The organism is Streptomyces poonensis (assembly GCF_014650915.1).
GTDB lineage: Bacteria > Actinomycetota > Actinomycetes > Streptomycetales > Streptomycetaceae > Streptomyces > Streptomyces poonensis.
The window spans coordinates 858,588-879,792 of record NZ_BMVW01000001.1 but is presented as its reverse complement, the minus strand read 5'-3'; the positions used below and the strand labels follow the sequence as shown (position 1 = coordinate 879,792).

The 21,205-nt window shown below is 71.1% G+C and carries 21 protein-coding genes; 12 read left to right on the top strand and 9 right to left on the bottom strand.

Features of this window, described 5'->3' with window-relative positions:
• The first annotated feature begins 103 nt into the window (after nt 1-103).
• From IE242_RS03865 to IE242_RS03830, 8 genes are all read left to right on the top strand, one after another.
• Nucleotides 104-1,159, top strand: a complete 1,056-nt coding sequence (locus tag IE242_RS03865; protein ID WP_189855256.1) for a BMP family lipoprotein — start codon at nt 104-106, stop codon at nt 1,157-1,159.
• A 277-nt stretch (nt 1,160-1,436) separates the two neighbouring features.
• A complete protein-coding gene (locus IE242_RS03860) occupies nt 1,437-2,489 on the top strand; it encodes a BMP family lipoprotein (RefSeq protein WP_189855254.1) in 1,053 nt (350 codons plus the stop codon).
• 228 nt (nt 2,490-2,717) lie between these two features.
• Nucleotides 2,718-4,346, top strand: a complete 1,629-nt coding sequence (locus tag IE242_RS03855; protein WP_189855252.1) for an ABC transporter ATP-binding protein — start codon at nt 2,718-2,720, stop codon at nt 4,344-4,346.
• Nucleotides 4,346-5,488 carry an ABC transporter permease gene (locus tag IE242_RS03850; RefSeq protein ID WP_189855250.1) on the top strand — a complete coding sequence of 381 codons (1,143 nt, stop codon included), beginning with the start codon at nt 4,346-4,348 and terminating at the stop codon, nt 5,486-5,488. Before IE242_RS03855 ends, IE242_RS03850 begins: the two co-directional genes overlap by 1 nt.
• Nucleotides 5,485-6,753: an ABC transporter permease gene (locus IE242_RS03845; RefSeq protein ID WP_189855248.1), complete on the top strand. Its 1,269-nt coding sequence runs from the start codon at nt 5,485-5,487 to the stop codon at nt 6,751-6,753. Before IE242_RS03850 ends, IE242_RS03845 begins: the two co-directional genes overlap by 4 nt.
• Nucleotides 6,750-7,157 carry a cytidine deaminase gene (locus IE242_RS03840; RefSeq protein ID WP_189855246.1) on the top strand — a complete coding sequence of 136 codons (408 nt, stop codon included), beginning with the start codon at nt 6,750-6,752 and terminating at the stop codon, nt 7,155-7,157. Before IE242_RS03845 ends, IE242_RS03840 begins: the two co-directional genes overlap by 4 nt.
• A gap of 104 nt (nt 7,158-7,261) precedes the next feature.
• Nucleotides 7,262-8,545 carry a thymidine phosphorylase gene (locus tag IE242_RS03835; RefSeq protein ID WP_189855244.1) on the top strand — a complete coding sequence of 428 codons (1,284 nt, stop codon included), beginning with the start codon at nt 7,262-7,264 and terminating at the stop codon, nt 8,543-8,545.
• Nucleotides 8,546-8,650: 105 nt separating this feature from the next.
• A complete protein-coding gene (locus IE242_RS03830; RefSeq protein WP_189855242.1) occupies nt 8,651-9,235 on the top strand; it encodes a Uma2 family endonuclease in 585 nt (194 codons plus the stop codon).
• Between the two features lie 16 nt (nt 9,236-9,251).
• Here IE242_RS03830 and IE242_RS03825 read toward each other — a convergent pair whose 3' ends face one another.
• Nucleotides 9,252-10,172 (bottom strand): AEC family transporter, encoded by a 921-nt coding sequence (locus IE242_RS03825; RefSeq protein ID WP_189855240.1) that lies wholly within the window; start codon nt 10,170-10,172, stop codon nt 9,252-9,254.
• A gap of 210 nt (nt 10,173-10,382) precedes the next feature.
• On the opposite strand from IE242_RS03825, the gene IE242_RS03820 reads away from it, so the two are divergent.
• Nucleotides 10,383-10,742, top strand: a complete 360-nt coding sequence (locus IE242_RS03820) for an STAS domain-containing protein (RefSeq protein WP_189855238.1) — start codon at nt 10,383-10,385, stop codon at nt 10,740-10,742.
• Here IE242_RS03820 and IE242_RS03815 read toward each other — a convergent pair.
• Entirely contained in the window at nt 10,629-11,639 is a 1,011-nt protein-coding gene (locus IE242_RS03815) for a sigma-70 family RNA polymerase sigma factor (protein WP_189855236.1), read from the bottom strand. The two genes, IE242_RS03820 and IE242_RS03815, sit on opposite strands and share 114 nt — an antisense overlap.
• A gap of 225 nt (nt 11,640-11,864) precedes the next feature.
• Nucleotides 11,865-13,148, bottom strand: a complete 1,284-nt coding sequence (locus IE242_RS03810; RefSeq protein WP_189855234.1) for an MFS transporter — start codon at nt 13,146-13,148, stop codon at nt 11,865-11,867.
• A gap of 63 nt (nt 13,149-13,211) precedes the next feature.
• Here IE242_RS03810 and IE242_RS03805 point away from each other — a divergent pair, with 63 nt between their 5' ends.
• On the top strand, nt 13,212-14,165 hold the full coding sequence (locus IE242_RS03805) for a LysR family transcriptional regulator (protein WP_189855232.1): 954 nt from the start codon (nt 13,212-13,214) through the stop codon (nt 14,163-14,165).
• Between the two features lie 64 nt (nt 14,166-14,229).
• On the opposite strand, the gene IE242_RS03800 is transcribed toward IE242_RS03805, so the two are convergent.
• Nucleotides 14,230-14,991, bottom strand: a complete 762-nt coding sequence (locus tag IE242_RS03800; protein WP_189855230.1) for a prolyl oligopeptidase family serine peptidase — start codon at nt 14,989-14,991, stop codon at nt 14,230-14,232.
• A gap of 114 nt (nt 14,992-15,105) precedes the next feature.
• Here IE242_RS03800 and IE242_RS03795 point away from each other — a divergent pair, with 114 nt between their 5' ends.
• Nucleotides 15,106-16,260 carry an adenosine deaminase gene (locus tag IE242_RS03795; RefSeq protein ID WP_189855228.1) on the top strand — a complete coding sequence of 385 codons (1,155 nt, stop codon included), beginning with the start codon at nt 15,106-15,108 and terminating at the stop codon, nt 16,258-16,260.
• Nucleotides 16,261-16,386: 126 nt separating this feature from the next.
• Nucleotides 16,387-16,818, top strand: coding sequence for an ATP-binding protein (locus IE242_RS03790; RefSeq protein ID WP_189855226.1), 432 nt, complete (start codon nt 16,387-16,389; stop codon nt 16,816-16,818).
• Nucleotides 16,819-16,967: 149 nt separating this feature from the next.
• Here IE242_RS03790 and IE242_RS03785 read toward each other — a convergent pair whose 3' ends face one another.
• The 5 genes from IE242_RS03785 to afsQ1 all read right to left on the bottom strand — a co-directional run bounded on the left by IE242_RS03785 (nt 16,968) and on the right by afsQ1 (nt 20,919).
• Complete coding sequence (locus IE242_RS03785) at nt 16,968-17,168, bottom strand: PspC domain-containing protein (RefSeq protein ID WP_189855224.1); 201 nt, start codon at nt 17,166-17,168, stop codon at nt 16,968-16,970.
• Between the two features lie 101 nt (nt 17,169-17,269).
• Nucleotides 17,270-17,821 carry a VanZ family protein gene (locus IE242_RS03780; protein WP_189855222.1) on the bottom strand — a complete coding sequence of 184 codons (552 nt, stop codon included), beginning with the start codon at nt 17,819-17,821 and terminating at the stop codon, nt 17,270-17,272.
• Between the two features lie 145 nt (nt 17,822-17,966).
• Complete coding sequence (locus tag IE242_RS03775; RefSeq protein WP_189855220.1) at nt 17,967-18,593, bottom strand: hypothetical protein; 627 nt, start codon at nt 18,591-18,593, stop codon at nt 17,967-17,969.
• On the bottom strand, nt 18,590-20,245 hold the full coding sequence (locus IE242_RS03770; RefSeq protein ID WP_189855218.1) for an ATP-binding protein: 1,656 nt from the start codon (nt 20,243-20,245) through the stop codon (nt 18,590-18,592). Before IE242_RS03770 ends, IE242_RS03775 begins: the two co-directional genes overlap by 4 nt.
• Nucleotides 20,242-20,919, bottom strand: a complete 678-nt coding sequence (gene afsQ1, locus IE242_RS03765) for a two-component system response regulator AfsQ1 (protein WP_189214933.1) — start codon at nt 20,917-20,919, stop codon at nt 20,242-20,244. The genes IE242_RS03770 and afsQ1 overlap by 4 nt, the downstream gene beginning before the upstream one ends.
• Between the last annotated feature and the right edge of the window lie 286 nt (nt 20,920-21,205).

The window sequence follows — 21,205 nt, the reverse complement described above, 5'->3', positions numbered from 1 at the left end:
TCCCCGCGATGTCTACGCGCGTTAATGTGCGCCGAACTCAGCACCCACTGCGGGGCCGAACTCAGCACCCACCGCGGGGCTTTGGAGAATGGGGAACTTCACGATGCGTCGGATATCGAGACTGACTCGCGTCGCGGTGGGGGTCGCGTCGCTCGCGCTCGCGGCCACGGCCTGCGGCGGCACCAGCAGCGAGGCAGGGAACAGCGACGAGGGCGGCGAGAAGAAGGACATGGGCCTCGCCATCGCGTACGACATCGGCGGCAAGGGCGACCAGTCCTTCAACGACGCCGCGTACGCCGGTCTGGAGAAGGCGAAGAAGGAGTTCGGTTACGAGACCGCCGACATCGAGCCCACCGACGGCGAGACCGACGCCGACAAGGTGCAGCGCCTGACCTCCCTGGCCAAGCAGGGCTACAACCCCATCGTCGGGATCGGCTACGTGTACGGCCCCGCGATGGAGGAGGTCGCCAAGAAGTACCCGAAGACCACCTTCGGCATCGTGGACTCCGTCGTCGAGGCCGACAACGTGGCCTCCCTGGTCTTCGCCGAGCACGAGGCCTCGTACCTCGCCGGCGTCGCCGCCGCCAAGGCCACCAAGTCGAACACCGTGGGCTTCGTGGGCGGGGTGAACATTCCGCTGATCAACAAGTTCGAGGCCGGGTTCAAGCAGGGCGTCGAGGACACGAACCCCAAGGTCAAAATCCTGTCGCAGTATCTGACGCAGACCGCAGAGGAGGGCGGCTTCTCCAGCCCCGACAAGGGCAAGGCCGCCGCCGAGGGCCAGCTCGAGAAGAAGGCCGACGTCCTCTACCACGCCGCCGGTCTCTCCGGTCAGGGCGTGATCGAGGCCGCCGCCACCGAGAAGAAGTGGGCCATCGGCGTCGACTCGGACCAGTACCAGCAGGAGGCCCTGGCCGCGTACAAGGGCTACATCCTGACCTCGGCGCTCAAGGACGTCGGCGGTTCGGTGTACGCGCTCGCCCAGTCCGTCGAGGACGGCAAGCCGCTGACCGGCACGCAGACCTTCGACCTCAAGGTCGACGGCGTGGGCCTGTCCGAGAGCAACCCCGAGTTCGCGAAGATCGCCGGTCTCGCGGACGCCGTGGCGAAGGCCAAGGAGGGCATCATCGACGGCTCGATCAAGGTCAAGACCGAGTAGCCGACGCCCCCGGGTGACCGCGCCCGGTTCCCGACGGGTTCAGGACGTCAGGAACCGGGCATCCGCCACACTGCCCCACGCCACCCTCCGGAGCCGTACGACCGCCCTCGGCGACGGCGCCCTCACGGCCTGCACCAACTCCATAACAAGGTGCGCCGACTCCATAACAAGGTGGACAGAAGGGGTTTTCTAGTCGGTCTACGCGCGTTAATCTGCCGCGGAACCTAGAGCGCCGCAGCCGATCCCCGCCAGGCGCTTGTACGACAGGAGCAATACCATGCGCCGGCTTTCCCGCCTCTCGGTCGCGGGCGCAGCGACCGCTTCCCTCGCCCTCGCCCTCTCGGCCTGCGGCGGCACCTCCACCGAGAGCTCCTCCTCGGGGTCCAAGGACGACAACAAGGGCCTCGCCATCGCGTACGACATCGGCGGCAAGGGCGACCAGTCCTTCAACGACGCCGCGTACGCGGGCCTGGAGCAGGCGAAGAACGAGTTCAAGTACGAGACGGCCGACGTCGAGCCCACCGACGGTGAGACGGACGCCGACAAGACGCAGCGCCTGGTCTCGCTGGCCAAGCAGGGCTACAACCCCATCATCGGGGTCGGCTACGCCTACGCGCCGGCCGTCAAGGAGGCCGCGGAGAAGTACCCGGACACCACGTTCGGCATCGTCGACGACGCCACCGTCGAGGCGGACAACGTCGCGGACCTGGTCTTCGCCGAGCACGAGGCCTCGTACCTCGCCGGTGTCGCGGCCGCGAAGAGCACCAAGACGAACACCGTGGGCTTCGTGGGCGGTGTGGACAACCCGCTGATCCACAAGTTCAAGGCCGGCTTCGAGCAGGGCGTCAAGGACACGAACTCCAAGGTCAAGGTCATCTCGCAGTTCCTGACCCAGACCGCGGAGGAGGGCGGCTTCTCCAGCCCCGACAAGGGCAAGGCCGCCGCCGAGGGCCAGATCGAGAAGAAGGCCGACGTGGTCTACGCCGCCGCCGGTCTGTCCGGCCAGGGCGTGATCGAGGCCGCGGCCGCGAACGACGTCTGGGCGATCGGCGTCGACTCCGACCAGTACCAGCAGAAGGCCCTCGCCGCGTACAAGGACCACATCCTCACCTCGGCCACGAAGGACGTCGCCAAGGCGGTCTACAACCTCGCGAAGGCGGTCGAGGACGGCAAGCCCGAGGGCGGTATCGTCAGGGGCGATCTGAAGAGCGGTGAGGTCGGCCTCGCGGACTCGAACCCCGAGTTCAAGGGCAATGCCGAGCTCCAGAAGGCCATCGAGACGGCCAAGGAGAAGATCATCAGCGGCGAGATCAAGGTCAAGAGCAGCTGACACAGCAGGAGCACGAGCAGCCAGTAACCACGGGGTTACGACCGCTCGACGAAGACGGGGTACGGGAAGGCCGGCTTCCTGTACCCCGTTCTCGGAGGCGGGTCGCCCCGCTTTGTTTGCCGTAGGGGCGCTACGCGCGTAGACGACCCCCTTTCCCCAGGAGAGTGCGTTATCAACGCGTCCAGCAGCCCTCCCAGCCCTCCGGCCGGCGCGGCGGTCGACGGTCAGGTGACCGCCGTCGAGCTCGCCGGGATCACCAAGCGCTTCCCGGGCGTCGTGGCCAACCACGACATCCACCTCACCGTCCGCAAGGGCACCGTCCACGCCCTCGTCGGCGAGAACGGCGCCGGCAAGTCGACGCTGATGAAGATCCTCTACGGCATGCAGAAGCCGGACGAGGGCACCATCACGATCGACGGCGAGCAGGTCTCCTTCTCGTCCCCCGCCGACGCCATCACCCGCGGCATCGGCATGGTCCACCAGCACTTCATGCTCGCCGACAACCTCACGGTCCTCGAGAACGTGGTGCTCGGCAGCGAGAAGCTGTACGGCATCGGCGGCAAGGCCCGGCGCAAGATCGCGGAGATCTCCGACCGGTACGGCCTCGGGGTGCGCCCCGACCTCCTGGTCGAGGACCTCGGCGTCGCCGCCCGCCAGCGCGTGGAGATCCTCAAGGTCCTCTACCGCGGCGCGAGAACCCTGATCCTCGACGAGCCCACGGCCGTACTGGTCCCCCAGGAGGTCGACGCCCTCTTCGAGAACCTGCGCGAGCTGAAGTCCGAGGGCCTGTCCGTCATCTTCATCTCCCACAAGCTCGGCGAGGTGCTGTCGGTCGCCGACGACATCACGGTCATCCGGCGCGGCACGACGGTCGGCACGGCCGTCCCCTCCGAGACCACCCCGCGCCAGCTCGCCGAGCTGATGGTGGGCAGCGAGCTGCCGACCCCGGAGACCGCCGAGTCCACGGTCACCGACCGCCCGGTCCTCACCGTCAAGGACCTGCGCCTGGAGACCACCGGCGGCAAGGCGCTGCTCGACGACATCAGCTTCACCATCCACGCGGGCGAGGTCCTGGGCCTCGCCGGCGTCGAGGGCAACGGCCAGACCGAACTGGTCGACGCGCTCATCGGCCTCAAGCACGCCGACTCCGGCACCATCGCGCTGGCTGACGACGAGATCACCGCCTGGCCCACCCGCAAGCGCCGCGAGCAGGGCGTCGGCTACATCCCCGAGGACCGCCACCGCCACGGCCTGCTCCTGGAGGCCCCCCTCTGGGAGAACCGCATCCTCGGCCACGTCACCGAGAAGCCCAACGCCAAGGGCGTCTGGCTGAATCCGAAGGCGGCCCAGGAGGACACGCGGCGCATCGTCGAGGACTACGACGTCCGCACCCCCGGCATCGACGTCACCGCGGCCTCCCTCTCCGGCGGCAACCAGCAGAAGCTGATCGTCGGCCGCGAGATGAGCCACAACCCGCGGTTCCTCATCGCCGCCCACCCCACCCGTGGTGTGGACGTCGGCGCGCAGGCCCAGATCTGGGACCAGATCCGCGAGGCCCGCCGCGAGGGCCTGGCCGTGCTGCTGATCTCCGCCGACCTGGACGAGCTGATCGGCCTCTCCGACACCCTCCGCGTGATCTACAACGGCAAGCTGGTCGCGGACGCCGACCCGGCCACGATCACCCCGGAGGAGCTCGGCTCGGCGATGACCGGTGCGGCTACCGGGCACCTTGAGCACGAGGAGACGCCGAAGACGCCGGAGAGCCCGGCCAAGGGCGAGAAGACCACCCCGGCCGCCCCGGCGGAGGCCGGTACGCAGGCCGACGCAGACGCCCCGGAAGACGACGAGGCCCGCTGATGAAGAAGTTCGACAAGGAGCGCGTGCTCCTCGCGGTGGCCGGGCCGGTCATCGCGCTCGCCGTGGCCTTCGCCCTGACCTCGATCGTGCTGATCGCGTCGGGCAAGAACCCGGTCGAGCCGTACACGCTGATGTTCGAGCAGGCCACGTACTCCGACATCCAGGTCCTGATCATCAACCAGGCCTCGATGTACTACATCGCGGCCCTCGCGGTGGCCATCGGCTTCCGCATGAACCTGTTCAACATCGGCGTCGACGGCCAGTACCAGCTCGCCGCCATGGCCGCCGCGATCGTCGGCGCCCACGTGGCGCTCCCGGCACCGCTCCAGATCCCGCTGCTGCTCCTGACCGCGCTGCTCACCGGCGCCTTCTGGTCGGGCATCGCCGGTGTCCTGAAGGTCACCCGCGGCGTCAGCGAGGTCGTGGCGACGATCATGCTCAACTCGATCGCGACCGCCGTCATCGGCTACCTCTGGCTGCCCACCGTCTTCGGCGTCAAGGTCGGCAACAACAACACCACCGGCGAGATGCACGAGTCCGGCTGGCTGCCCGGCATCGACATGGGCGCGGCCGGTGAGATCTACGGCTTCGTGATCATCGCCGTACTGCTCGGCATCGGCTACTGGGTCGTCCTCAACCGCACCCGCTTCGGCTTCGACCTGCGCGCCTCCGGCGCCTCGGAGTCCGCCGCCGCGGCCAGCGGTGTCGACCCCAAGCGCATGGTGCTCACCGCCATGCTGCTCTCCGGCGCCATCTCGGGCCTCGCGGGCCTGCCGATCCTGCTCGGCGACACCCACACGTACAGCCTGAACTTCCCGACCGGCATCGGCTTCCTGGGCATCGGCATCGCCCTGCTCGGCCGCAACAACCCGACCGGTATCGCCTTCGCGGCCCTGCTGTGGGCCTGGCTCGACAAGGCCTCGCCCGAGCTGGACTTCCACGGGTACGACAAGGAGATCGCGGTCATCATGCAGGGCCTGATCGTCCTCGCGGTCGTCGTCTCGTACGAGGCCGTCCGCGAGTGGGGTCTGCGCCGCCAGCAGCGCCGGGTCGGCGCGGAGCTCGCCGCGGGCCACGTCCTCGGCGCATCCGCCTCCTCCTCCGACAACAAGACCGAGAAGCAGGAGGTGGCGGGCCGATGACCACGGTTACCGACCTCAACCAGCCCACGCGGGAGTCGTCCGCGGCGCCCGCCGGCCGTCGGCTGTCGCTGCCCGCCACACTGCTGATCATCGCGGGCGGACTGGCCCTGGTCTCGCTCGTCCGCCTGATCACCGGCGCCGACGGCATCACCAACGTCAGCCAGATGTCCACCGCGCTGGAGCTGGCCGTCCCGATCGGGCTCGCCGGTCTCGGCGGCCTGTGGGCCGAGCGCGCGGGCGTCGTCAACATCGGCCTCGAGGGCATGCTGATCCTCGGCACCTGGTTCGGCGCCTGGGCCGGTTACCAGTGGGGTCCGTGGACCGGCGTCCTGCTGGGCATCGTCGGCGGCGCGATCGGCGGCCTGCTGCACGCGATCGTCACCGTCACCTTCAACGTGAACCACATCGTCTCCGGTGTGGCGATCAACATCCTCGCCCTCGGCGCCACCCGCTACCTCGCCCCGCTCGCCTTCGAGGGCGTCGAGGGCGGTACGGCCAAGCAGTCCCCGCCGGTGGAGTCCCTGGGCGACTTCACGATCCCCGGGCTCTCGTCCGCGCTCAGCGACCTCAACGCCCACGGCTGGTTCCTGATCTCGGACCTCGCGGGCCTGCTCGGCGGCCTGGTCACCGACGTCTCCTGGCTGACCCTGATCGCCGTCGCGCTGATCCCGGCCACCTGGTGGATCCTGTGGCGCACGTCCTTCGGTCTGCGCCTGCGCTCCTGCGGTGAGAACCCGGTCGCGGCCGAGTCCCTCGGCGTGAACGTCTACAAGTACAAGTACCTGGCCGTGATCATCTCCGGCGGTCTGGCCGGCCTCGGCGGTGTCTTCCTCTCCATCGTGGCCAACCCCTTCTACCTGGAGGGCCAGACCAGCGGCCGCGGCTACATCGGTCTCGCCGCGATGATCTTCGGCAACTGGATGCCGGGCGGCCTCGCCCTCGGCGCCGGCCTGTTCGGCTACACCGACAGCCTCAACCTGCGCGGCGGCTCCGAGAACGTCCACGCGCTGCTGCTGCTCGGCGCGATCCTGCTGGTCATCGGCGCCATCTGGGTGGCGATCCGGAAGAAGTACGTCCAGGCCGCGATCACCTTCGTCGTCGGCGTGCTGGTCTTCGCCTGGTACGCGGGCACCAACGAGGTCCCGAACCAGGTCGTGTCCGCCACGCCGTACGTCATCACGCTGGTCGTCCTCGCGTTCTCCGCGCAGCGGCTGCGGATGCCGAAGGCGGACGGCATGCCGTACCGGAAGGGGCAGGGCAAGTGACGGACGCACCGGCCGAGGTGGACTGGGAGAAGCTGCGTGGGGTGGCCAGGGAGGCCATGTCCCGGGCGTACGCCCCGTACTCCGGCTACCCGGTCGGTGTCGCCGCCCTGGTCGACGACGGCCGGATCGTCTCCGGCTGCAACGTGGAGAACGCCAGCTACGGTCTCGGCCTGTGCGCCGAGTGCGGACTGGTCTCCGAGCTCCAGCGGACGGGTGGCGGCCGGCTGACGCACTTCACCTGCGTCGACGGCGAGAGCCAGATCCTCGTCCCCTGCGGCCGCTGCCGCCAGCTGCTGTACGAGTTCGGCGGGCCGGACCTCCTGCTGGAGACCCCGGCGGGCATCCTGCCGCTGTCGGAGATGCTGCCGCAGGCCTTCGGGCCGGGGCACCTCACGAAGCAGTAAGCCCGAGCAGTAACCCATGTAATTCCCTCGCGGCCCCTCCGAGCTGTCTCAGCGCCGCCCGGAGGGGCCGCACCCTTCGCACCCCACGGAAGGAACCCCTCAACATGGCCATGGACGCCATCTCCGTCATCCGCACCAAGCGGGACCGCGGCGAGCTCAGCGACGCGCAGATCGACTGGGTCATCGACGCGTACACCCGCGGGGAGGTCGCCGACGAGCAGATGTCCGCGCTCGCGATGGCCGTCCTCCTCAACGGCATGAACCGCCAGGAGATCGCCCGCTGGACGGCGGCGATGATCGCCTCCGGCGAGCGCATGGACTTCTCGTCCCTCTCCCGTCCCACCGCCGACAAGCACTCCACGGGCGGCGTCGGCGACAAGATCACGCTCCCGCTGGCCCCGCTGGTCGCCGCCTGCGGTGCCGCCGTGCCCCAGCTCTCGGGCCGGGGCCTCGGCCACACGGGCGGCACGCTCGACAAGCTGGAGTCGATCCCCGGCTGGCGTGCGCTCCTCTCCAACGAGGAGATGCTGTCCGTCCTGGACGGCGTCGGCGCGGTGATCTGCGCCGCCGGTGACGGCCTGGCCCCCGCCGACAAGAAGCTGTACGCACTCCGCGACGTCACCGCCACGGTCGAGGCCATCCCGCTGATCGCCTCCTCGATCATGTCGAAGAAGATCGCCGAGGGCACCGGCTCCCTGGTCCTGGACGTGAAGGTCGGCTCCGGTGCCTTCATGAAGACCCTGGACGACGCCCGCGAGCTGGCCTCCACGATGGTCGGCCTCGGCACGGACCACGGCGTGAAGACGGTCGCGCTCCTCACGGACATGTCCACCCCGCTCGGCCTGACCGCGGGCAACGCGCTCGAGGTCCGCGAGTCGGTCGAGGTCCTGGCGGGCGGCGGTCCGGCGGACGTGGTCGAGCTGACGATCGCGCTGGCCCGCGAAATGCTGGAGGCTGCGGGCATCAAGGACGCCGACCCGGCCAAGGCCCTCGCGGACGGCTCGGCGATGGACGTCTGGCGCCGGATGATCGCGGCCCAGGGCGGCGACCCGGACGCGGAGCTGCCCACGTCGAAGGAGCAGCACGTGGTGAAGGCGGGCGCCTCCGGCGTCCTCACCCGCCTCGACGCCTACGACATCGGTCTCGCCGCCTGGCGCCTGGGCGCCGGCCGCGCCCGCAAGGAGGACCCCGTGCAGGCGGCGGCGGGCGTCGAGCTCCACGCCAAGCCGGGCGACACGGTGACCGAGGGCCAGCCCCTGCTGACCCTCCACACGGACACCCCGGAGCGCTTCGAGTACGCGCTCCAGGCGGTCGAGGGCTCGTACGACATCGCGGCGCCGGGGACCGACTTCACGGCGTCGCCGGTGGTGCTGGAACGTATCGCCTGATCAGCGCCTGACCAGGGGAACCCTCGTTCGGGTGAACGGGATCGGTGGACCGCCGCCGGTCCCGTTCGGCATGCTGGGATCGGTGATGACCGTTAGGAGACCGCCATGAGCGCACTCACCGTGAGCCACGACCCCGAGCAGAGCTGGGACGACCTCGTCCGGTTCTGGGAGGAGATGGAATGGCCCGAGGGCAGCAAGGTGGAGATCATCGAGGGGATCATCACCGTGTCACCTGCTCCCGGAGTCAGCCACAACGTCATCGCGGAACATATCCATCGTCGCCTCTACTCAGTGGTCCCGCAGGACTGGAAGGTCTTCCAGACCATGGCGATCTCGGTGCCGTCCCGTCTCGGCATGCTGATCCCGGACATCCTGGTGACCCCGATGCCCGAGCACACGGAGGCGGACACCCACATTCCCGCCCCCCTCGCCGAGCTCGCGGTGGAGGTCACCTCGAAGTCCAGCGTCCGCCACGACCGCGTTAGCAAGCCCGCCGCCTACGCCGCCGCGGGCATCCCGCTCTACCTCCTCGTGGACCGCTGGGCCCCCGGAGGCCCCACCGCGACCCTCTACGGCGAACCGAGGGGCGACGTCTACCGCACCCTGAGCGCCGTCAAGTTCGGCGAGAAACTCAGGCTCCCCGCCCCCTTCGACCTCGACATCGACACCGGCGAGTTCCCCGAGGACTGAAGCACGGCGGCGCGGCTCACCCCAACAACGCCGCCACCCCCACCAGCACCGGCACCGAAACCACCGTCGACAACAGCACCGCGTCCCGCGCCAACCGCTCCGCCACCCGGTACTGACTGGCGTACGTGTACATGTTCTGCGCGGCCGGCAGCGCGGACGTCACCACCACGTCGAGCAGTTGCGCCCCGCGCAGCCCGAAGACCCCCGCCGCCAGCGCCCAGGCCACCACCGGCTGACCCACCGACTTCAGCGCCACCGACAGCAGCACCGGGTACCGGTCCGCTCCCTGCGCGGGCATGGTGCTGCCGACCAGGGAGATGCCGAAGGCCAGCAGCACCGCCGGGACGGACATGTTGCCGATCAGCGTCAGCGGGTCCATCACCGGGTCCGGTACGGGCAGGCCGGTCGCCGCCACCGCCACCCCCAGCAGCGAGCCGACGGCTATCGGGTTGCGCAGCGGGGTGAGCAGCCGCCGCCACAGCGGGCCCTTCGCGCCGTTGCCCGACAGGTCGAGGATCGTCAGCGCCACGGGTGCGAGCAGGACGAGCTGGAACAGCAGCACCGGCGCCACCAGCGAGGCGTCGCCCAGCACGTACACGGCGATCGGGATGCCGAGGTTGCCGGAGTTGACGTAACCCGAGCACAGCGCGCCGATCGTGGTCCGGCCCACGCCCCAGCCGCGTACGACGCCCACTGCGACGAAGGCGCCCATCACCGCCGCCGTGCTGAGCGCCGTGACCAGCAGTCGGCTGGAGAAGACCACCGACAGGTCGGCCTGCGCGAGCGTGGTGAACAGCAGTGCCGGTGAGGCCACGTGGAAGGCGAGCCGGGTCAGCACCTCGCGTCCGTGCTCGCCGAGATGGCCGCCCCGGCCGAGCCAGTAGCCGACGCCGATGACGACGGCGATGACCGCGAAGCCCGTCAGCACCCCTTGCACGGCACCTCCCGGATGGTTCGGACGGTCGGGAGGCCAGCGGCGAGAACCGTTGAAGAGAACACCTGCAAGGCTGGTACATGGGGCATACAGCTAACCCTCCGGCCAAGATCGGCCGGGGTCAATGTGATCTCACGCTGCGGGCCACGACGGTCGTGCCCCCTCACGACCGGCTACCGATGAGTTTCCGGCAGCCGCCCGGTCATTACGCACGTGGAAGCGACGACCCCCGCCGTACTCGTGCTGCCGGGCCCCCTCACCAGAGACGAGGTGCCCCGGCTGAGCGCCGACGTCCGCACGCGGCTGGAGGCCACCGGAGCGGGCGTCGTCGTGTGCGACGTCGGCGGGATCGGCCCGCCCGGGCTGGCCGCCGTCGACGTGCTCGCCCGGCTCCAGCTCGCCGCCCGCCGGGCCGGGGGCCGCATCCGGCTGCGCAACCCCGGCCCGGCGCTGAGCGCGCTACTCGCCCTCGTCGGGCTTCCCTTCGACATCGAGGTGGGCGGGCAGCTCGAAGAGCGGGAACCACCGGGCGGTGTCGAGGAAGCAGTGGAGGCCGACGAGCCGCCCCCCTGAGAGCTCCAGCACCTGGATCGCCCACGGGGTGAAGCCGCCCCGCTCCGGGTCCGGCTTGTAGTGGGCGAAGCCCGGCAGCCCGTTCACCGCGACCGGCATCAGGCGCGAGCCCGCGCAGGCCGCGCCGATCGTCGTCATGAAGCCCGTGATGTCGCCGGTGCCGCGCAGCCACAGGTCGAACGGCGGCATCGTCATGATGGCGTCCTCGTGCAGCAGCGCGGTCAGCGCCTGCATGTCGTACCCCTCGAAGGCGGCCACGTAGCGGTCGAGGAGCTTGCGCTGCTCCTCGTCCAGCTCGTCGGAGACATCGCCGTCCGCCTCCTGGCCCTGGGACTCCGCCAGGGTCGCCCGGGCCCGCTGGAGAGCGCTGTTGACCGAGGCGACCGAGGTGCCGAGGAGCTCGGCGACCTCGCTCGCCTTCCAGGCCAGCACCTCGCGCAGGATGAGCACGGCCCGCTGCTTGGGCGGCAGCTTCTGCAGGGCCGCCATGAACGCCAGTCGTACCGATTCCTTCGCCACGGCCGCCTCCGCGGGGTCGCTGACCGAGGGGAGCACGCGCGCGTCCGGCACCGGCTCCAGCCAGGTGTGGTCCGGGCGGGGGGACAGGGCCGCCTGCGCGAGCGGCGTCGCGTCCGTGAGGTCCACGGGGCGCGCCCGCTTGTTGCCCGCGTTCAGCATGTCCAGGCAGACGTTCGTCGCGATGCGGTACAGCCACGAGCGGAGCGAGGAGCGGCCCTCGAACTTCTCGTAGCTGCGCCAGGCCCGCACCAGCGTGTCCTGCACCGCGTCCTCGGCCTCGAAGGACGAGCCGAGCATCCGGTAGCAGTAACCGGTCAGCTCGACCCGGTGCTTCTCCAGCTGCACGTCGAGATCCGCCGTCGCCGTACCGTTGCCCATCGCCCCACCCCTGGTAGCTCTGCTCGCCGTCGCGGGCTCCTTCGCCCGCCGGTCCTTCGGAAGCTACCCCAGCCCACTGACAATGGCCCCCGAAGCGGGAGAACGCCCAGGTGGTGAAGGCGTGCAGAGGCGTGCGGGGAAGCCGGTGGGCGCGTGGTGCGTGGGATGCGGCGGCCCGGCGAGACGTACGCCTCGCCGGGCCGCCGCTTGAGCTCGTACGCCGGATCAGGCCGCGACGAGCCGCCGCTCCGCCCGCGCCGCGCGCGTGCCCGCCACCGTGATCGTCACGACGCCGGCCACCGCCAGCAGGCCCATCCCGACCGTTCCGGCCCAGCCGCCCGCGTGATACGCCACCGCGCCGACCGTGCTGCCCGCGCTGGAGCCCACGTAGTACATCGACTGGTACAGCGCGGAGGCCTGGGCACGGCCCTCCGTGGCCGTGTGGCTCACCGAGGACGAGGCGACCGCGTGCCCGGCGAAGAAGCCCGCCGTGATCAGCACCAGGCCGAGCAGGACCGGCACCAGCGCGTCGGCCAGCGACAGCAGCAGCCCGGCCATGGTCGTGCCGCCCGCCAGATAGAGCGCGCCCCGCCGTCCCAGCCGGGCCACCAGCTTCCCGGCCGCCGACGCGGAGAACGTGCCCACGAGGTACACCAGGAAGATCGAGCCGATGATGCCCTGGGGGAGGGAGAAGGGCGCGTCGGTCAGGCGGTAGCCGATCACCGTGTAGACGCCGCCGAAGACCATCATGAACAGCGCGCCGATCGCGTAAAGCCGGCGCAGCAGCGGGTTCGAGAGGTGGCCGCGGACCGTACGGGCCAGGACGCGTGGCCGCAGCGAGCCGGGAGTGAAGTGCTTCGGGGCCGGCAGCAGCAGCCGGAAGGCCACCGCGCACGCCACCGCCACCACGCCCATCACCCCGAGGGCGACCCGCCAGCCCCACTCCTGCGCGACCCAGCCGGTGATGACGCGGCCGCTCATGCCGCCGATGCTGTTGCCGGCGACGAACAGGCCGATCGACGTGATCAGCGCCTTCGGGCGGACCTCCTCCGCGAGGTAGGCGGTCGCCGACGCGGGCAGCCCGGCCAGCGCCGCGCCCTGTACCGCCCGCAGGAACACCAGTACGCCCAGGTTCGGCGCGAACGGCACCAGCAGGCTCACGCCCACCGCCACCGCCAGGGAGGCCGTCATGACCGTGCGCCGTCCGAAGCGCTCCGACAGCGCGCTCATCGGCAGCACGAACAGCGCCAGCGCGCCCGTCGCGGCCGACACCGTCCAGCTCGCCGCGCTCGCGGTCACCCCGAGGTCGTCCGAGACCAGCGGCAGCAGCGCCTGCGTGCAGTACAGGAGGGCGAAGGTCGCGACACCCGCGAGGAAGAGGGCGACGTTCATCCGGCGGTAGCCGGGCCCGCCCGGGGCCATGCGCGAGTCGGTGTCGACAGGAGTAGTGGTGGCAACGGCTGCGTCGGCGCCCACGGTGGTGGGCGCCTCGGTACTGGCGGAAGGCATGCCCCGACGGTAGGAACACCTGCACTCATGCGTCCAATGCACGGAACCCTCATAATCGTTCCCGTGGTGCATCAGCAGAGGTCAGAGGCGCAACTGTCACCGTCCGGTGACACAGAAGACATTGTGGCGACGCTCGCCCCGCGGTTGGCGTACTTCGCCGGGGTCGCCCGTACCGAGCACGTCACCCGGGCCGCGCAGGAGATGCTGGTCCCGCAGTCCACGCTCTCACGGGCCATGGTCCGCCTCGAACAGGACCTGGGCGTCGACCTGTTCGCGCGCCGGGGCCGGACCGTCGCGCTCACCCCCGCCGGCCGTACCTTCCTGGCCTCGGTCGAGCGCGCGCTCGCCGAGATCGGGCGTGCCGCCGACGAGGTGCGCGCCGACGCCGACCCCGCCACCGGCAAGGTCGCCTTCGGCTTCCTGCACACCATGGGCTCCGAGACGGTCCCCGGCCTCCTCCGCGCCTTCCGCGCCGACCACCCCCGCGTCCGCTTCAGCCTCGTCCAGAACTACGGCGAGGCGATGCTGGAGCGGCTGCGGGCGGGGGAGCTGGACCTCTGCCTGACCTCACCGGTGCCGGACGCGCCCGACCTGGTGGCCCGCCGCCTCGACGAGCAGAAGCTGCGCCTCGTCGTGCCGGCCGACCACCGTCTCGCCTCCCGCCGGCGGGTCCGCCTCGCCGAGGCCGCCGACGAGATGTTCGTGACCCTGGAACCCGGCTACGGCATGCGCCGCATCACCGACGACCTGTGCCGGGAGGCCGGGTTCCGGCCGCGGATCGCCTTCGAGGGCGAGGAGGCCGAGACGTTGCGCGGGCTCGTCGCCGCCGGTCTCGGCGTGGCCCTGCTGCCCCCGCCCGCCGTGCCGCGCCCCGGTGTCGTCGAGCTGACGGTCACCGCCCCGCGCGCGGTGCGCGAGATCGGCGTCGCCTGGCTGGACGGCCACCCGGACACCCCTCCGGTGGCCGCGTTCAAGAAGTTCCTGCTGTCCCGGAGGGGCCGTCTGCTGCCGGGCTGAGGGAGTGACGGGGGGCGGGGGTGACGGTGTACGGGCCGGCGCGCGGCCTGGGAGGGTGCGTCGCTCAGTGCCGCAACGACCGCCCGAACCCCGCCGCGAGCGGCATCCTCAGCCCCAGCGGGGGCGGCGCCGCGAGCGCGTCCTCCACCGGCCGGGAGAAGGCGCGCCCGAACAGCGCTCCCATGACGAAGTCCTCGGCCAGCGCGTGCACCTCGTCCCGGTGCTGGTGCAGCCCGTGCCCGTCGGAGTGGACCTCGAAGCGGCAGATGTCGCGGTTGGCCTTCTTCGCGCGCTGCGCGAGCCGGAACGACAGTTCGGGGTCGGTGCGCTGGTCGTTGGTGCCGTGCACGATCATGACCTGCCGGCCGGCCAGCTGCTTCACCGGTTCGGGTGGCACGGCGACATCGTCCTCCGGCAGCCAGGGAGCCAGTGCGAGCACGGAGTTGACGGCCTCGTGGCCGCCCGCGCGCAGCGCGGCCCGGCCGCCCATGTCCACGCCGGCCAGACACACCGGGACGTCCCCGTAGCGCCGTACGACCTCGTCGGCCGCCCAGGAGGCATCCTGGGCCAGATGCGCGGCGGTGCCGTTCCAGCCCCGGTAGCGGTAGTGCACCACGTGCGCGACCAGGCCCTCGGCGCGTCCCGCGCGGGAGAACCGGCGCCCGAGGGCGCGGACGGAGGCCGCCGCGAGCATCGGGGAGGGCCTGCGGCCGGAGATCTCGTCGCCGGCCGGGAGGAGCAGCACCACTCCGCTCACTGTCGGCGGCTCCTGACCGATTACCCGTCCAAGTCGTGGGCTGCGGACCGGCGTTGCTTGCTGTGCCATGACAGAACAGTGTCAGAAGCGGCGGTGTACGCCACCTGTCCGCGCGGTCACCGTTGGGTATCGGAGCCGTTTGTCCGACAGTCCGTCTACGCGCGTAGGCAGTACAGTGCGGAGATGACGAGCCAGACCATGAACACCCCGAACTCGGACCAGATCCGCCGGGCGCCCAAGGTTCTGCTGCACGACCACCTCGACGGCGGGCTGCGCCCCGGCACGGTCGTCGACCTCGCCCGCGAGACGGGCTACGCCGCCCTCCCGGAGACCGACCCCGGCCGGCTCGGCGCCTGGTTCCGGGCCGCCGCCGACTCCGGCTCGCTGGAGCGGTACCTGGAGACCTTCTCCCACACCGTCGGCGTGATGCAGACGCGGGACGCGCTCGTCCGGGTCGCCGCCGAGTGCGCCGAGGACCTCGCCGCGGACGGCGTCGTCTACGCCGAGGTGCGGTACGCCCCCGAGCAGCACCTCGAGGGCGGGCTGAGCCTCGAAGAGGTCGTCGAGGCCGTCAACGAGGGCTTCCGCGAGGGCGAGCGGCGCGCCCGGGAGGACGGCCGGCGCATCCGGGTCGGCGCCCTGCTCACCGCCATGCGGCACGCGGCCCGCGCCCTGGAGATCGCCGAACTCGCCAACCGCTACCGCGACCTGGGCGTCGTCGGCTTCGACATCGCGGGCGCCGAGGCCGGCCACCCGCCCACCCGGCACCTGGACGCCTTCGAGTTCCTGAAGCGGGAGAACAACCACTTCACCATCCACGCCGGTGAGGCCTTCGGGCTCCCGTCCATCTGGCAGGCCCTCCAGTGGTGCGGCGCCGACCGGCTCGGCCACGGCGTGCGGATCGTCGACGACATCCAGGTCGGCGCCGACGGCTCCGTGAAGCTGGGCCGGCTCGCCTCGTACGTCCGCGACAAGCGGATCCCGTTGGAGCTGTGCCCCAGCTCCAACCTCCAGACCGGGGCCGCGGACTCGTACGCCGGGCATCCCATCGGGCTGCTGCGCCGGCTCCACTTCCGCGCGACGGTGAACACGGACAACCGCCTGATGTCCGGAACCAGCATGAGCCGTGAATTCGAGCATCTCGTCGGCGCATTCGGTTACACGCTTGACGACATGCAGTGGTTCTCGGTAAATGCGATGAAATCAGCATTCATTCCTTTCGATGAACGTCTGGCGATGATCAATGACGTCATCAAGCCTGGATATGCGGAATTGAAATCCGAATGGCTGTTCCGGCAGACCGCATCTACCAGCAGGTCTGCGGTCAGTGACGGCTGAAATGCGAGACGGGAGGCGGTCGGATCATGCGGATTCGGCCGCTTCTCGGAATTTGCGAAGGCGGGAATTTGATGTTTACGTTTCTGGACCGCTCATCCCCGTAACGCATTCAAGGACGCATTCACCATGAAGCAGTCTGCTGCCAAGACCCTGGGTGTCGCCGCCCTCGGTGCCGCCATTGCCGCCACGGGCGCGGGTGTCGCCGAAGCCGCCGCCCCGGCCGCCCTGCCGGACACCGCCCAGACGCTGGGCGATGTGACGGAGGCGCTGCCGACGGACAACGTCTCGCAGGCGCTGCCGAGCACCACGGACAAGGTCACGGAGGCGCTGCCGGGTGCTGCGGAGAGCGTGTCGCAGGCGCTGCCGAGTGCCGCCGCCGGCGCGGTCGCCACGGGTCAGAAGGTGCTCGGCAAGGGGGCGCGGGCCGCGCGGCCCGTGGTCGCCGAAACGCTCCGGAAAGGTCCCACCGGGGCGGCTGCCGCGCTGCTCGGCGGCCTGCCGGTGCAGGGGCTGCCCATCCAGGGCCTGGGCATCAACGGCCTGCCGCTCGGCGGCTGAACCGGCCCGCCGTACGCACGCACACCGCCCGTACGCGCAGACGCGCCGTACGCGCACCACTGACGCAGACGCGCGCATGGGGCGCACCCTCCTGGGTGCGCCCCATCGTCGTGCGGTGGGCCGGAGTCACCGGTTCGTCGCGGTGCGGGTCACCACGCCGTGCGGGTCTTGTCCTCCGCGGGCAGCAGGATCCACAGGGCTATGTAGAGGAGGAACTGCGGACCCGGAAGCAGACAGGACAGCAGGAAGATCACGCGCATCGTGGTCGCGGAGGTGCCGAAGCGCCGTGCCAGCGCTGCGCACACTCCGCCTATCATCCGGCCGTCGGTGGGGCGGGCAAGGCGGCTCATCGTGGCTCCTTCGTCAACCGTGAGGCGGGGCCACCCGGTTGGCGGCCCGTCGTCCTCGGGTACCCCCGACGTTACGGTGACGAACCGGACGAAGCGTCACTCTACGGAGCTATCCCGACCCTGGGAATCGTCGGGGTGCGACCCTGAGCCGGGTCCTCCCTGCGGAGGGCCGCCCGGCGCCGGGTCTCGGCCCGGCGGCGCACCAGGGCCCGGCCGGCGGGGACGACCGCGAGATGGGCGACGGCCACGCCGACCGTGTTGAGCAGGATCGAGTCGATGTCGACGACCTGTCCCGGCACCCCGGTCTGCAGCAGCTCGATGACGACGGACAGCAGCGCTCCGGCCGCGACCGCACGGGCCAGCGAGGCGAGCGGCGAGACGGTGAGCCTGCCGTGGGCCATCGGCAGCAGGACACCCAGGGGCGCGAGCAGGGCCAGGCCCTCGCCGATGCGGCGGGCCGCCTCCGGCCAGCCGAGCGCGAGGTCGGCCCGGATACCGGCGAACGGACGGAGGTTGGCGGCGCTCACCCAGGGCACGTCCAGCGGACGCAGCGTGATCCAGGCGACGAGCGCGAGATGGGCGACGAGGAGAACACCTCCTGCCGCACGGACGCGGGCACCGGCGCTGCCGCCGGTCCAACCTTGACGCTGCACGCCCCCCTAGACGCGGCCTCCGGCGCGATCGGTTCCGCACCCGTGCGCCACGACGGCCGGGAGGATGCCGGATGCGCCACGGCGGGGGCCCGCCCGCCGGTCGGGCCCTGGTGCGGCCCGGCCGTCCGGAGCCGGCGCGTCCGGCTCAGGGAGTTTCGACCTCCGTGGACGGCGGCTTCCGGGTGCCCGGGTCGGAGCGCAGCTCGGCCGTGCACTCGTACCGCCGGAGCGGGTCCGTGCCCGGGCCGCCGAGCACCACCGAGCCGTCGCCCTCGGCCGCCGTGGAGTCGGCGAAGGTGCAGACGGTCTGGGCGAGGGCGTACCGCGTCAGCCGCTCGGGCGACGTGGACAGCCGCAGGGCGTCCTCCGGGTCGCCCGGCCGGGGGCCGCTCACCGTCAGGCCGGCCGGCACGGACGTCTCGTACCCGGCCTGGTCCTCGGCCTCCGAGGGCGGCTCGGAGAGCTCGCCGAGGAGGCCCTGGGCGACCAGGACGCGCCGCTCCACGTCCGACGTGCCCTCGGGGAGGCGTACGGCACGGTCGACGGAGACGAGCTGCTTGGAACAGAGCAGGAAGACCCGGACCGGAACACCGGTCGAGCTCCGCTGGGCGACGTCCGTGGACGACAGCGTGCACCGTACCCGCGAGGGGGCCGGGCCGAAGTCCGTGGGCACCTGGGTGGACCGGATGCCGCAGCCCCCGAGCGCGGCCGCCAGCACCCCGGCCGCGAGTACGCTCCGTACGGCCGCGCGCCCCCCTCGTCGTACGGTCATCCGCCGTTCCCCTCCGTGCCGTTGCCCCGCGCCCCGTCCGTGTTCTCGGAGGCCGCGGTGCCCTCGGTGTCCTCGGCTATCAGCGCGGACGCGTCGCGCGGCAGCCGCAGGGTGAAGACCGCGCCGCCCTTCGGCGCGTTGGCCGCGGTGATCTCGCCGCCGTGGATGTGGGCGTTCTCCAGGGCGATGGACAGGCCGAGGCCGCTGCCCTCGGACCGGGGGCGGGAGGCGCTCGCCTTGTAGAAGCGGTCGAAGACGTGCGGCAGGACGTCCTCGGGGATACCGGGACCGTTGTCCTGCACCTCGATGACCAGGGCGGAGTCCTCCTCCCGCACCACCACCCGCACCGGCGAACCGCCGTGCTTGAGGGCGTTGCCGATCAGGTTGGCCAGGATCACGTCCAGGCGGCGCGGGTCGAGGCGGGCCATGATGCCGCGCTCGGCGTCCAGCTCCACCGCGTCCAGCCACGCGCGCGCGTCGATGCACGCGGTGATCTGGTCGGCGATGTCCACGTCGTCCAGCACCAGCCGCGCGGTGCCCGCGTCGAAGCGGGTCACCTCCATGAGGTTCTCGACCAGGTCGTTCAGGCGCCGGGTCTCGCTCACGACGAGCCGTACGGCCTGCTCGATCATGGGTTCGAGGCCGCCGTCCTCGGCGTCCAGCTCGTCCTCCAGCACCTCCGTCACGGCGGTGATCGCCGTCAGGGGCGTACGGAGCTCGTGGGACATGTCGGCGACGAAGCGCCGGGACGCCTCCTCGCGGGCGCTCATGTCGTCGACCTTCTTCTCCAGGGACTCCGCGGCGCGGTTGAACGTCCGGGACAGGTCGGCCAGCTCGTCCGTACCGGACACCCGTAGCCGGGTGTCGAGCTTGCCCTCGCCCAGCCGGCGGGCCGCGATGCCGAGCCGGTGCACGGGCTTCAGTACGGTCGTCGCGGCGGCCTGCGCCAGCAGCGCCGCGCCGACGAGCGCGAGCCCGGTGGCGATGCCCAGCGACCAGGCCAGGGAGTTGAGGTCCTTCGCCTCCGGCTCCAGCGACTTCAGCATGTAGCCCGTCGGACCGCCGCCGATCACCTTCGCGCCGCCGACCAGGTACGGCTTGTCCTCGTCGATGACCCGCTGCCAGTACAGGTGGTACGCGTCCTTGTTGTTCGACGTGATCGGCTGCTGCTTGTCGACCGCCTTCCGCAGCGACGCCGGGACGTCCTGCAGCGTGAAGCCGTCCAGCGCCGACGTGCCGGAACTGCCCCGTACGGCCTTGCCATCCGCGTCCTCGGCGATCAGCAGCACGCTGAAGAGGCGGCCGTCGTCGGTCATCTGCCGGGCGGCCAGCGCCAGTTGCTCCTCGCTGGGGTGCAGCGGCAGCGTGCTCGCGTGGTTCTGCATCTCCCGTTCGAAGTCGGCGAGCGCCGCGTCCTGCGCGCGGGTCAGCACGGCCTCGCGGTTGAGCCAGTACGCGATGCCGGACGCCGACACCGCCGCCGTGAGCGCGACGAGGCCGAAGACGACCACCAGGCGCAGCCGCAGACTGGTGAAGCGCAGACCCGACGAGACCGCCCTGCGCGCCGCCGACCAGCCGCGGAGGCCGCCCCGGCGCTCCCGGGGCTCCTGGGGCTCCGCGTGTTCCTCGTGCTCCTGGTGTGCTTCGGTCACTGAGGGGCGTCCAGCCGGTAGCCGACGCCGCGGACGGTACGGATCAGGGTCGGCGAAGACGGGACGTCCTCGACCTTCGCGCGCAGGCGCTGCACACAGGCGTCGACGAGCCGCGAGTCACCGAGGTAGTCGTGCTCCCAGACCAGCCGCAGCAGCTGCTGGCGGGACAGGGCCTGCCCGGGGCGGCGGCTCAGCTCCAGCAGCAGCCGCAGCTCGGTGGGCGTCAGCTGGAGGTCCTCGCCGTTCTTGGTCACCGTCATCGCGGCGCGGTCGATGACCACGTTGCCGAACGTCGCCGAGTCGTTCGCCTCGCGCTCCCCGCGCCGCAGCACGGCCCGGATCCGGGCGTCCAGCACCCGGCCCTGCACGGGCTTGACGACATAGTCGTCGGCGCCGGACTCCAGGCCCACCACCACGTCGATGTCGTCGCTGCGGGCGGTCAGCAGGATGATCGGCAGCTGGTCCGTGCGCCGGATGCGACGGCACACCTCGAAGCCGTCGATACCGGGCAGCATCACATCCAGGACGATCAGATCCGGTCGCTGCTCGCGCAGCAGCTTGAGACCGTCCTCGCCGGAAGCGGCGGTGGCGACACGGTGCCCCTGGCGCGTCAGGGAGAGCTCCAGGGCCGTGCGGATGGCGTCGTCGTCCTCGATCAGCAACAGGGAAGGCACGGGCTCATTCTGGCCCATGCCAAGGCTCCGCATCGACTGGCGGAGCGCTCCCACCCGTGACCCGCGCAGACTCGTGCCGTCCGCGTAGCCATACGGTTCTGCTCCGTGATCGCGGGCCGGGCGGTGGGCGGGACGGGGCCTGTGACAGGTCTGTGACAGTCGGCGGACATGGCCATGAAGTGATCCCGGCAAGCTTTTCGGCACAGGCAAGGAGGCACCGCCCGCACGGACCACCGGGCGGAGCCGCGAAGCACCGGGAACGGGAACTCCACGACGGGGGGCGCGA